Below are 12148 nucleotides of genomic sequence, written 5' to 3'. Positions count from 1 at the left end.
CGGGCACTCCGGCAACACTGCTTCACGATGTGGCTCGCGGCTGGGCGATGGCGGAACCTCCGCAACGAAAGCTCCAAAATGGAAGCAGTTGTAATGGATGATGTTCGTATAAGCACGTATCGGTGGGAGCAAAGGATCGCAAGTTCAATAAACGGACCATGCAATGCTCGCTGCGGCCAGCAAACGCATGCTCGACGCCATCGGTCGGACGCAGGCTCTCATTGAATTCGATACGAACGGCATTATCCGCGACGCCAATGCCAATTTTCTCGCTCTCATGGGCTATCGCAAAGCCGAGATCATCGGCAAGCACCATCGGATGTTCGTCCTTCCTGACGAGCAAGAGAGCGACGTCTATCAGGACTTCTGGCGGTCGCTGCGCGCGGGAGAGGCCCAGGCGCGTCAGTTCGTGCGGGTGACCAAGGACGGACGGGAGGTCTGGATCCAGGCGGCCTACAACCCGGTTCTGGACAGATCCGGCGGTGTTGCCTTCATCATGAAGGTCGCCACCGACATCACCGAGAAGAAGAAGGCCGAGGCCGAGCTCCAGAGCATGGCCAATGCGGTGAACCGCGTGCAGGCGGTCATCGAGTTCGATCTCAACGGCAATGTCCTCGCCGCCAATGAGAATTTCCTGGCGGTGATGGGCTATGGTTTCACAGAAATCCAAGGGCGCCATCACAGCCTGTTCGTTCGGCCGGAGGAGCGGGAATCCTCCGCGTACCGGCAGTTCTGGGACGATCTGCGTCAGGGCAGATACGTCGCCGGCGAGTTCCATCGGCTGGCGAAAAGCGGCCGAGATGTGTGGATCATGGCGTCGTATAACCCTGTCTTCGACCCGAAGGGCAGGGTGTACAAGATCGTCAAATTCGCCACCGACGTCACGCGCGAGGTCGAAGACCGCAACCGCCGCAACCGGCGCCGCCAGATCGGGGCCGAGATCAAGGAGATCGCTGACGCGCTGGCGGTAACCAGCCAGCAGGCCGTCGGGGCCTTCGCGGCCTCGACGCAGGCATCGAGCAGCGTCGAGAGCATCGCGGCGGCGGTGGAGGAGATGGCGAGTTCGATCGGCGAGATCACCCAGCAGGCGTCGCGCTCGGTCACCATCGCTCGGGAGGCCTCCACCGAGGCGGAGCGCACCAGCGCCGTGATCGCAGGGCTGACGGCGGCGGCGCAGAAGATCGGCACCGTGGTCGAACTCATCAACCAGATCGCCGGCCAGACCAATCTGCTCGCCCTCAACGCGACCATTGAGGCCGCGCGGGCTGGCGAATCCGGCCGTGGGTTCGCCGTGGTCGCCACGGAGGTGAAGACCCTCGCCGCGCAGACCTCGCACGCAACCGGAGAGATTTCGGCGCAGATTTCGGCCGTCCGCGACTCCACGCTCAGCGCTGTTGCGGCGATCACACGAATCGCAAGCACCATCTCCACCATCAACGACGTGTCCGCGAGCAGCGCCGGCGCCGTGACCGAGCAGGCCGCCGTCACCGGCGAGATTTCGCGCAGCATGCACGGCGCCGCCAGCGGCGTGCGCGAGGTGGCCAGCCGGCTGCAGTCGATCTCCAATTCGACCCAGCAGATCGAGGCGGCAAACCGCAAGGTGCGGGAAGCGCAGATCGAAGCCGCGTGATCCCCCACATCCGCCAAGGTGTGAGGGCAGCACCATTCCGGCCGCGGAAGTCGGGTGCGTGATGCTGTGCCGATACGCGCCGCCGGGCCTGGCCGAAGGTGGGCAATGAGGCGGGCGTCGGCGCGGCCTCTCAGGACGCCGGAGTGACAGGGCAGGAGACCTTGCGACGCCGCGTGTCAGGAGCGCAGCTCTTGGTGCCGTGCGCCCCCCGCGCTATCGTCTGACCATGGACCCGATCCGCATTCTCCTCGTCGACGATCATCCGATTGTGCGCGAGGGCTATCGCCGCCTGCTCGGGCGCCAGCCGGGGCTTTCCGTCGTCGCCGAGGCCGGCGATGGCGAAGCGGCGCGGGCGGCTTTCGCCGAGCACCGGCCCGACATCGTGCTGATGGACCTCTCCATGCCCGGCGGCGGAGGCTTTCCGGCGGTGGAGGCGATCCTCGCCGACGATCCCCGGGCGCGCATTCTCATCGTCTCGATGCATCAGGGGGCCGTGTTCGCGCAGAAGGCGATGGCGGCCGGGGCGCGCGGCTTCGTCTCCAAGTCCAGCCCGCCGGACGAACTCGTCCGCGCCATCGCGACGGTGATGGGCGGGCGGCGCGCCCTGTCCTCCGATGTGGCGCAGGACTTCGCGCGCAGCGTGGTCGAGGACGACCCGACCGCCGGCCTCACCCCGCGCGAGCGGGACATTCTCCTCATGCTGATGCGGGGCATGAACGGGCGGGCCATTGCCCGCGACCTCCAGCTCTCGTCCAAGACCGTTCAGAACAACCTGTCGCAGATCCGGGCCAAGCTGGGAGCGTCGGGCGATGCCGACCTCGTGCTCAAAGCCCAGCGCGCCGGCCTCGTGCCTGTGCCCTGATGCGCGGCCTTGTTCCGCAGCTCGTCGTGCGGGTGTTGGTCGCCGGGCTGCTCACCCTCGTCGTCGCGGCGGGATGGGTGCTGTGGGACACGGCGCATGCGGCGCGCCGCGACGCGCAGACGACGGCCACGCTCGTCTCCGACGCCATCGCCGCCCGCCCAAGTTTCGAGGGGCTGGCCTTCGGCGGTGTGGCGCCGACGCCGGTGTTTCGTGACTGGCAGCAATTTCCGGCCTGGAGCCTCATCGCGCCGGGCATATGTGTCGAGCTCGGGCCTCGTGACCAGCCGGTACAGCGCCGCTGCGGGCCCTATCTGGCGGCGGCCACGCCGCCGGACTGGTTCGTCTGGTTGGCCAACCGGCTCGGCCTGGTGCCGGCGCCGGTGGCCGTGCCGGTGCGCACCCGCTACGTCACCGACGCCTATGTGACAGCGATCGCCGATCCCGGCGTCATCGTTACCCGCGCCTGGGCCCGCACCGGCGACCTTATGCGGGTGGCGGTGGGCATGGCCATTGGCGGCGCGTTGCTGACCGGGCTGCTCATGATCCGGCTACTGGCGCCGTTCGCCATCGTGGTGCGCGGGATCGAGCGCTTGCAGCATGGCGACTTCGCCGCCCGCCTGCCGCGGCTGCGGGTAACGGAATTCGACCGGTTGAGCCGCGCGGTGAATGAGACGGCGGTGGCGTTGCAGGAAGCGCAGGCGGTGCGGGCCGAGCTGACGCGCCGGCTCTTCTCGGTGCAGGAGAACGAGCGGCGGGCGCTGGCGCGCGAGCTGCACGACGAGTTCGGTCAGTGCCTCACCGCCACCCGGGCCATGGCGGCGGCAATCGCGCAGTCGGGCGAAAGCACGGCGCAGGACGGGGCGCGCATCGCCGACATCTCCGGCCAGATGATGGACAGCCTGCGGGCCGAGCTGGCACGGCTGCGGCCGCCGGACCTCGATGATCTGGGCCTGCGCCCGGCCGTCGAGCGTATGATCGCCAACTGGCGCGCGCGCGTGCCGGCGGTCCGGTTCGATCTGACGCTCGCCGGCCCCATTGACGCCGTGCCCGACGCTCTGGCGCTCAGCCTCTACCGCATCGCCCAGGAATGCGTGACCAACGCCGTTCGGCACGGCACGCCGACGCATATTTCGCTGCACATCCAGGTTGGCGACGCCATCACCCTGACCACCGCCGATGACGGTTCGCCCCGCCATGTCGGCACGATCGACGATGGCTACGGCCTGCTCGGCATCCGCGAGCGGGTCGATGCGCTTGGCGGCAGCTTTGAGCTGTCCCCAGTCGAAAACGGCATGCGCGCGGTCGCCCGTCTGCCGCTCTGACCCGGGTGATCTTCCCGGATCGGGCGGGAGGCTGTCTCTGGCGGCTTCGGCTGGGTCCTCCATGCTGGCGCCGGTGTCTGCCAGGGGAAGCCGCCGCATGCCAGGGGAAGCCGCCGCATGAACGAGATGAGCCATCCGGTCGCGCAGCTCGGCGCCGCCGTCGCCGCCGGTTTGATAGGCCATGAGGAGCTGGTCGAGCGGCTGCTGATCGCCCTTCTCGCCGGTGGCCATGTGCTGATCGAAGGGCCGCCGGGCATCGCCAAGACGCGCGCGGTCAAGCGGCTCGCCGCGCACCTTCCCGGCAGCCATGCGCGCATCCAGTGCACGCCGGACCTGTTGCCCTCGGACCTCACGGGCACGCAGGTGTTCCTCCCCGAGAGCGGCGGCTTCGATTTCGTGCCCGGCCCGCTGTTCCACGCGCTGGTGCTGGTGGACGAGATCAACCGCGCCCCGCCCAAGGTGCAGTCGGCGTTGCTGGAGGCCATGGCCGAGGGTCAGGTGACGACCGCCGGCGTCAGTCGGGCACTGCCCGAGCCCTTCATGGTCGTGGCGACGCAGAACCCGATCGAGCACGAGGGCACCTTTCCTCTGCCGGAGGCGCAGCTGGACCGGTTCCTGCTACATCTTTCGCTCGGTCTTCCGCAGGCCGAACAGGAGCGCGCGATTCTCGATCTGGTCTCCGCCGAGCGCATCGACACCCCCGCCTTCCTCGCCCTCACACTCGACGCGGATGCGCTTAGGACCGCGAAGGACGAAGTGGCGCGGGTGCATCTGGCGCCGGCGCTGAAGGACTTCATCGTCCGCCTGGTCATGGCGTCGCGGCCCGGCGGCGTGGTCGCGCAATGGGTGGAGCATCCGGTCTCGCCGCGCGGCACGCTGGCGCTGGCGGTGTCAGCGCAGGCGCGTGCTTGGCTCCGGGCGCGCGACTATGTGCTGCCGGAAGATGTCATCGCCCTCGCGCCCGATGCGCTCGCCCACCGGCTGGTTCCGAGCTGGTCGGCGATCGGTGAGGGACGCAGCGGGCGAACGCTGGTCGCCGACATCCTGCGCCTGGTCGAGCCATGGTGAGCCCCGCGTTGGCGGCGCCGGGCCTTCGGCTCGACGCCCGCGAATTGCTGGCGCTGCGGGAGGAAGCTCTCAGGACCGAGCGCGCCCTGCCGGCGTCCCGCCGGCCCGGCGCCGTTCCCGCCGGGGCGCCGGGCGCGGGCATGGATCTGCGCGAGATCCGCGCCTTCGCCGAGGGCGATGACGCCCGCCGCATCGACCCTTCGGCCACGGCTCGCACCGGTATGCCGCATATCCGCAGCTTTCACGAGGACCGGGACGATACGCTGCTGCTCATCGTCGATTTCCGCCGGCCCATGCTGTGGGGCACGGGCGCCTCGCTGCGCTCGGTGCGCGCGGCCCGGCTGGCGGCGCGGCGCGGGTGGCAGGCGGTGGCGCGAGGGGCGTCGCTGGCGGCGATCGGCGTCAGCGCCGAGGGCGTGGCCGCCATACCGCTAGCCGGCGGCGTCCCGCAGATGGTCCGCGTCTGCCACATGCTCGCCAGTTGTCACGACCGGGCGCTCGCGGGTGGCGGCGTAGTGCCGTCGCTGGAAGAGGCGTTCATCCGCGCCATGCGGCTGTGCCCACCCGGTGGCGAGGTGCTTGTCGCCACGGGGCCGGACGGCCTGGCGCCGGAGGACGAGCCGGCCCTGGCACGCCTCGCCCGCCGCCGTCTGGTCCGGGTGCTGTTGCCACTCGACAGGATCGAGACCGCGCCTCCCGCCTTCGCGTTGCCGCTCAGGGCCGGCGGGCGTGCCCGCCTCGCCCAGCTGCGCCCGTTCGACCACGGCGCGCTGGCGCAGCGTCTGCGCGTCCTGAATGTCGGCCTCGAGGTGGTGGCCGATGACGCAGGCTGAACTCATCGCCGCCCTGCCGGAAGGGCGCCTGCCGCCGGCACTCATGCAGATGAGCGCCGCCGACCTGCTGCTGCTGTTCGGCGCCGGGCTGCTAGCCGCGGCGCTGCTCGCGCTTCTGGCGGCCCCCTTCGTCGAGCGGCGTCCGTCGCGGCGCGCGCTCATCCGCGCTACACGGGGAATGCCGCCGCAGGAGCGGGTGCTGGCGATCGGCCGTCTGCTCGGCCATTTGCCGGAGGAACTGCGCGCCATGGCCTATGGCAGTGCGCCGCCGCTGTCGCCGGAAGCGGTCGAGCGCATCGCGCTCAAGGCACGGCGGGCGCGGCGATGATCGGCTCTGTCTCTCTCGCCTTTCCGCTGGCCCTGCTGCTGCTTCCCCTGCCGCTCCTTGCGCGCCTGCTTCCGACGGCCCGGGCACCGGTGGAAGCCGCGCTGACTGTGGCGCCCGCCACCCTCGCCGCGGCGCTGCCGGCGCGGCGCGGTGCGGATCGGGCCGGGCAAGCGGTTCTCCTCGCGGCCTGGAGCGCGCTGGTGCTGGCGCTCGCCGGCCCGCAGGTCGCCGCGACGCGGGATGTGGTGACGGCGTCGGGCCGGGAGATCCTGCTGGCCCTCGACCTCTCCGGCAGCATGCTGAAGGAGGATTTCGTTCTCGATGGCGCCCCGCTCTCGCGGCTGGAGGCGGTCAAGCGCGTCGCCGCGCGTTTCGTAGCGGCACGCCAGGGCGACCGCATCGGGTTGGTGATCTTCGGCGACAGGGCCTATGTCGCGCAGCCGCCGACCTTCGATGTCGCGTCCGTCGCCCGCGCCATCGAGGTCGCCCAGATCGGCATTTCTGGCCGCTCCACCGCCATTTCAGACGGGCTGGGGCTGGCGACGCGCCGGATCATGGGCAGCGACGCCACCACCAAGGTCGTGGTCCTACTCTCGGACGGGGTGGACACATCCGGCAAGGTTCTGGCGTCGGATGTCGCGCGGCTGGCGTCCGGCCATGGGGTGCGGGTGCATACCATCGCGCTCGGCCCCGAGGATCTCGAAGATCAGCCGGCCTCGCGCGATGCCGTGGACGCCGTCGCCTTGCGGGAGATCGCCGAGGCCGGCGGGGGCACCAGCTTCCGCGTGCGCAGCATGGCGGATCTCGAAGCGATGGCGGCGACGCTGGATGAACTTGAGCCGAACCCGATGAAGCGCCCGCCGCTACGCTACTGGCGCCCGCTGTGGATGTGGCCGGGTGGCGCGGCGCTGGCGCTGATGGTGCTTCTGGCGGCGTGGAGGCGCCGATGAGCGATCTCGTTCTCCTGCGTCCCTCGTGGCTCCTCGCCCTGCCTCTGCTCGCCGCCCTCGCGCTGTGGCACTGGCGGCAAGGGCCCGCCGCCGGCGGCTGGGAGCGGGTGATGCCGCCGGCGATGTTCGAGGCGATGCGGACGCTGGGGCATTTGGGGGGAGGGGCCCGCCGCCGGGGCGTCGCCTTGTTCGCCGCAGCGCTCTTGCTGAGCCTCGGCCTGTGCGGTCCCGCCGTGCCGCGCGCGGATGCGCCGGTGCTCGCGGGCAGCGGAGCGGTTCTCATCGCCCTCGACATGTCGCCATCGGTCGCGGAAGGTCCGGCCCTTGCCGACGCGCAGGCCGCCGCCGCCGCTCTTCTGACGGCCGTGTCCGGACGGCCGGTCGGCATGCTGCTCTATTCCGGCGAGGCGTATGAAGTGGCGGCGCCCACGGCCGACCCCGCGACGCTGGAAAGCCAGATCGCCGTGCTCGCCCGCGACACGATGCCGGATGGTGGCAGCCGCCCGGCGAGTGCGCTGGCGCTGGCGCGGCAGATGCTGCGGGCAAGCCGGGACGCCGATCTTGTGCTGATTTCCGATGGCGGCGGTGTCGACGGTGCCGCCCAGGCGGAGGCCGAGCGTCTCGCCGGCGATGGCGTCCGGCTTTCCGTGCTGACCTTGACCGGATCGGCCGGCGGTGTGAGCGATCCCGCGGCGCTTGAAGCGCTGGGAAGCCTCGCCGCGCCCGCTCGCGCCCCTTCCCCCGTTCTGGCCCGGCTGGCGCAGCGGGGCGGTCTGGAACGCGATCCGGCGCTTTCGACGCTGGCCTATCTCGATCTCGGCCCCTGTCTCGCGGCGCTGGCGGGGCTGCCGCTGCTGGGCCTGTTCCGGAGGCGGGCATGAAGGCCGGCCGGCGTCCGCGTCTTGCTCTCGTCGCCGTGCTGGGGCTCGCCTGCGTGCTTGCCGCCGGCCCTGCCGCCTGGGGCCGCCTTCTGCTGAGGCTCGGCGCGCCGGGCACGGCCGCGCGCGTGCTGGACGATCCGGCGGCGCGGGGGCTCGCCCTGTACCGGGCGGGCGACTACACCGGCGCCGATGCCGCCTTCGCCGAGGCGGGACGCAGCCAGACCTTCAATCGGTCGCTGACGCTCGCCGCCACTGGACGGCACGCGCTGTCTGTCGCCTATGTCGACGCGGTGCTCTTCGCCAACCCGTCCGACGACGAGGCACGCCGGCTCCACGATCTGGTCGACGCGATGGTGCCGAAGACCACGGGCGAGACCACCGTGCCAGGTCGGCTGCCGGGCGCGGGCGGCCTCGCCCCCGGCGACCCGATCGAGGCGCCGATCATCGCCAGCACGCCTGATCCCACCTGGAAAAAGCCGATCGAGGCGCGGGGCTTCGCGGCCTCGGAGGCGTGGCTTGCGACGCTGGCTGACGATCCCGGCGAATTCCTGCGCCTGCGTCTGCGCAAGGAATATGAGCGGCGGGCCGGGCTCGGCCTGTTGCGGCCCGCGGAGGCCGACGAATGGTGAAGTGGGTCGGCCTGTTGCTGCTTCTGATCGCTGGCGACGCCTATGGCGACGGCCTGCGCCTCTCGCTGCCGGACGGCGCGCGGCCGGTTGTCGGCGAGATGATCCCGGTGACGCTGAGAGGCGAATACACCAGCCGCATCGCGCTGGAGACGCTGACCTTCCCCAGTTCGGAGGATTATGACTGGGTGCAGCTGGCGCGCGACCAGTGGCGCGACGAGGAGATTGAAGGGCGCACCGTCCGGGTGTTCGAACGGCGCCTCGCCGTCTTCCCCCGCCATGCCGGAACGCTGACGCTCGGCCCGGTGACGCACCATCTCACCGTGGTCGATGAGAAGAACCTGCGGGCCCCGCTCGACGTCGTGGCAGCGCCCGTCAGCCTCGCGGTCGCGCCGTATCCCGGCGAGGGCGCACCGTTGTCGGCCCGCCAGCTGACGGTCGAGGACACGCTGTCGGCCGCGCCGGGCGGGCTGCGCGACGGCGAGACGCTGGTGCGCCGCGTCACGCTGACGGCGGCGGGCACACTGCCGCATAGGCTGCCGCCGCGCCCCGCCCTGCGCGCGCCATGGCTGATCAGCTTCGCTGTGCCGGAACAGCGCGACATGCGCCCGACCCCCGCCGGCCCGGTGACGACGGTTGTGTGGGAGTGGCATCTGCGGCCCACGACCGGGGAGCCCGGCGTGCTGCCACCCGTCCCCATTCCCTGGTTCGACACGGCAAGCCGGGAAATGCGGACCGCGGAAATCCCGGCGCTCCCCTTCGGCTATGCCAGCTTCCACGACAACCGAAGCGGCACCGGCCGGCTGCCGGCCGGGCCCACGGCGGCCGGTGTGGCGGCTGGGATCGCGGGTGCGCTGGCCGGGCTCGGCCTGTGCCTTGTCGGGATGTCGCCGCGCCCGCGGGCGCCGCTGCTGCACGCGCTGCGACGGCTCTCGCCCCTCGATCCGACGCGGCAACACGTGAAGCGCGCGGCCCGCTCCGGAGACCCCTTTGCCCTTCGCCGGGCGTGCGACGCCTATCTGCGCCGCCGCCGCGACCTCGGACTGAAGGTGAGCGGCTGCGAGACCGCCGCCCTCGATGCCGCGCTCTATGGGCGCACTGCCGGGGAAGGCGCATTCGACCGGCAGGCGGCCGTGAGGGCTGTTCTTTCGCCGGAAGCGGGGGAACAGAGTGGCCGCGCGCACCCCTAAAGGGCGGCGCGGCCCTGTGCCCCCGCCGCTGCCCGCCTGCCTCAGGCCGCGTAGCGGGCCAGCGCCAGATCTTCCGCGTCGATGTCGGGCGTGCGGTCGCTGATGAGGTCGGCCAGCACACGCGAGGAGCCGCAGGACATGGTCCAGCCCAGCGTGCCGTGGCCGGCGTTGAGGAACAAATTCGGGTAGCGCGTCCGGCCGATGATCGGCGTGCCATCCGGCGTCATCGGCCGCAGGCCCGACCAGAACGACGCCCGGCTCTGATCACCCGCGCCGCCGAACAGGCTCTCCACCGATTGCACCAGCGTCGCCTGGCGGGAGGGCGGCAGGCTGGTGGAGAAGCCGGCGATTTCCGCCATGCCGCCGACGCGGATGCGATCGCCGAGGCGGGTGATGGCGACCTTGTAGGTCTCGTCCATCACCGTCGAAACCGGCGCCAGCCTCTCTTCCACGATCGGCACGGTGATCGAATAGCCCTTCACCGGATAGATCGGCAGGTCGAGCCCGAGCGGGGCGAGAAGCTGCGGCGTGAAGCTGCCGAGCGCGGCGACGAAGCGGTCAGCATGAACCTCGCCCGCCGCTGTGTCCACGGCGACGACACGCCCGGCCGCGGTTTTGATCCCGCGAATATCGACCCCGTAGCGGAAGCTCACCCCCAGCGCCTCGGCCCGGGCGGCCAGGGCGGTGGTGAATTTGAAGCAGTCGCCGGTTTCGTCGCCGGGCAGGCGCAGGCCGCCAACGATCTTCTCGGCCGCGCGCGCGAGTCCGGGCTCGGCGGCAACGCAGCCGGCACGGTCCAGCACCTCGAAGGGGACACCGTCGGCCCGCAGTACCTCGATGTCCTTGCCGATGCCGTCGAGCTGCTTCTGGATCCGGAACACCTGAAGCGTGCCCTGCATTCGCTCATCATAGGCGATGCCGGTTTCCGCGCGCAGCTCGGCCAGGCAATCGCGGCTATATTCGGCGAGGCGGACCATGCGGCCCTTGTTCACCGCATAGCGCGCGGCGGTGCAATTGCGCAGCATCGCCAGCATCCAGCGCCAGGTCGCGACATCGAAACGCGGCTGGATGATCAAGGGCGCGTGCTTCATGAAAAGCCATTTGAGCGCCTTCATCGGGATGCCCGGCGCGGCCCAGGGCGAGGCATAGCCCGGCGACACTTCGCCGGCATTGGCATAGCTGGTTTCTAGCGCCGGGCCCGGCTGCCGGTCGAGCACCGTCACCTCATGGCCGGCCTTGGCGAGGTAATAGGCGGAAGTGACGCCGATCACACCGGCGCCGAGTATGACGATCTTCATCGGAAGGTGCCTCTGGTCTGTTCCTGCCCGCGCGCTCAGCGATAGAGGCGATGGTAGCGCCTGCCGAGCGCGGTGAGGATTTCATAGGGAATGGTGCCGGCGTCGCGCGCCACGTCTTCCAGGGTCTGGTGCGGGCCGATGATCTCGACCAGCGTGCCGAGCGTGAGCGTGCCGGGGGCAAGCGCGGTGGCGTCGACCGTCAGACTGTCCATGGACACGCGGCCGACGATCGGCAGCCGGACATCACCCTGATAGACCGCGCCGCGATCGCTCAGCGCGCGCGGCAGCCCGTCGGCATAGCCGACCGAGATCGTGGCGAGCCGGCGCTCGGCGGAGGTGACATGCACGCCGCCATAACCGACCCGGGCGCCTGCCGGCACAAGCCGGGTCTGCACCACGCGCGCGTCGAGCCGCACCACCGGCTGCATCGGGTTCGCCACGCCGGCGGTCGGCGCGCCGCCATAGAGCGCGATGCCGGGGCGCACGAGCGTGCCGTGATAGTCCACCCCGAGAAAGATGCCGCCGGAATTGGCAAAGCAGGGCTCGATGCCGGGAAACGCCGCCGCGAAACGGCGCATCACGGCCAGCTGCTCGGCGTTCTGCGGGCTGTTCGGCTCGTCGGCGCTGGCGAGGTGGCTCATCACATGCAGCAGGCGCACGCCCTCCAGCCGCGACGGTTCCTGAAGCAGGATGTCGACGTCGTCCGGCGGCAGTCCGAGGCGCGACATGCCGGTGTCGAATTGCAACAGCGCCGGCAGCTCCGTTCCACGGGCGCGGGCACAGCGGGACCAGTTGGCGAGCTGATCGAGGCTGTTGAGCACGGGAATGATCCCCGCCTCCGCGCAGGCGCGCTCGGCGCCGGGCTGCAGGCCGTTGAGCACATAGAGCCGCGCGTCGCGGCCGAGCGTGCGAACGATGGCCTGCGCCTCGCTGAACTGGGCGACGAAGAAGTCGCGGCATCCCGCGGCATAGAGCGCCGGGACGACGCGCGCCGCGCCGAGGCCATAGGCATCCGCCTTGACCACCCCGGCCACGCGCGCGGCCCCGACCCGCTGCTTGAGCTGCCGGTAATTGGCGGCAAGCGCCCCGAGATCGATGGTCAGAATCCCCGGCGCGGTGTCGATCGCCGTCTGGTCATTGGAGATGTCGCCGAACATCGC

At 70.8% G+C, this 12148-nt stretch carries 12 protein-coding genes; 10 read left to right on the top strand and 2 right to left on the bottom strand.

Annotated features, from left to right (window positions below; genetic code table 11):
* Positions 1-163: 163 nt before the first annotated feature.
* From K9D25_RS18370 to K9D25_RS18325, 10 genes are all read left to right on the top strand, one after another.
* Positions 164-1630 (top strand): methyl-accepting chemotaxis protein, encoded by a 1467-nt coding sequence (locus K9D25_RS18370; protein WP_244377127.1) that lies wholly within the window; start codon positions 164-166, stop codon positions 1628-1630.
* A gap of 226 nt (positions 1631-1856) precedes the next feature.
* Positions 1857-2492: a response regulator gene (locus K9D25_RS18365; RefSeq protein WP_244450912.1), complete on the top strand. Its 636-nt coding sequence runs from the start codon at positions 1857-1859 to the stop codon at positions 2490-2492.
* Entirely contained in the window at positions 2492-3814 is a 1323-nt protein-coding gene (locus K9D25_RS18360; protein ID WP_244377125.1) for a histidine kinase, read from the top strand. The genes K9D25_RS18365 and K9D25_RS18360 overlap by 1 nt, the downstream gene beginning before the upstream one ends.
* Positions 3815-3931: 117 nt before the next feature.
* Positions 3932-4882: an AAA family ATPase gene (locus tag K9D25_RS18355; protein ID WP_244377123.1), complete on the top strand. Its 951-nt coding sequence runs from the start codon at positions 3932-3934 to the stop codon at positions 4880-4882.
* Positions 4876-5715, top strand: coding sequence for a DUF58 domain-containing protein (locus K9D25_RS18350; protein ID WP_244377121.1), 840 nt, complete (start codon positions 4876-4878; stop codon positions 5713-5715). Before K9D25_RS18355 ends, K9D25_RS18350 begins: the two co-directional genes overlap by 7 nt.
* On the top strand, positions 5702-6043 hold the full coding sequence (locus tag K9D25_RS18345; RefSeq protein ID WP_244377119.1) for a hypothetical protein: 342 nt from the start codon (positions 5702-5704) through the stop codon (positions 6041-6043). Before K9D25_RS18350 ends, K9D25_RS18345 begins: the two co-directional genes overlap by 14 nt.
* Positions 6040-6993 (top strand): VWA domain-containing protein, encoded by a 954-nt coding sequence (locus tag K9D25_RS18340; RefSeq protein ID WP_244377117.1) that lies wholly within the window; start codon positions 6040-6042, stop codon positions 6991-6993. Before K9D25_RS18345 ends, K9D25_RS18340 begins: the two co-directional genes overlap by 4 nt.
* Positions 6990-7874: a vWA domain-containing protein gene (locus K9D25_RS18335; protein WP_244377115.1), complete on the top strand. Its 885-nt coding sequence runs from the start codon at positions 6990-6992 to the stop codon at positions 7872-7874. The genes K9D25_RS18340 and K9D25_RS18335 overlap by 4 nt, the downstream gene beginning before the upstream one ends.
* Positions 7871-8503 (top strand): hypothetical protein, encoded by a 633-nt coding sequence (locus K9D25_RS18330; RefSeq protein WP_244377113.1) that lies wholly within the window; start codon positions 7871-7873, stop codon positions 8501-8503. The genes K9D25_RS18335 and K9D25_RS18330 overlap by 4 nt, the downstream gene beginning before the upstream one ends.
* Positions 8497-9690: a hypothetical protein gene (locus K9D25_RS18325; RefSeq protein ID WP_244377111.1), complete on the top strand. Its 1194-nt coding sequence runs from the start codon at positions 8497-8499 to the stop codon at positions 9688-9690. The genes K9D25_RS18330 and K9D25_RS18325 overlap by 7 nt, the downstream gene beginning before the upstream one ends.
* Before the next feature lie 41 nt (positions 9691-9731).
* Here K9D25_RS18325 and K9D25_RS18320 read toward each other — a convergent pair whose 3' ends face one another.
* Together K9D25_RS18320 and alr are read right to left on the bottom strand one after the other, a co-directional pair.
* Positions 9732-11027 (bottom strand): D-amino acid dehydrogenase, encoded by a 1296-nt coding sequence (locus K9D25_RS18320; protein WP_347881477.1) that lies wholly within the window; start codon positions 11025-11027, stop codon positions 9732-9734.
* Positions 11024-12145, bottom strand: coding sequence for an alanine racemase (alr, locus tag K9D25_RS18315; RefSeq protein WP_244377107.1), 1122 nt, complete (start codon positions 12143-12145; stop codon positions 11024-11026). Before alr ends, K9D25_RS18320 begins: the two co-directional genes overlap by 4 nt.
* Positions 12146-12148 lie beyond the last annotated feature (3 nt).

The organism is Ancylobacter polymorphus, from assembly GCF_022836935.1.
Lineage (GTDB): Bacteria > Pseudomonadota > Alphaproteobacteria > Rhizobiales > Xanthobacteraceae > Ancylobacter > Ancylobacter polymorphus_A.
Note: the sequence above shows the minus strand (reverse complement) of the source record. Positions and strands in the feature narration are given on the sequence as shown.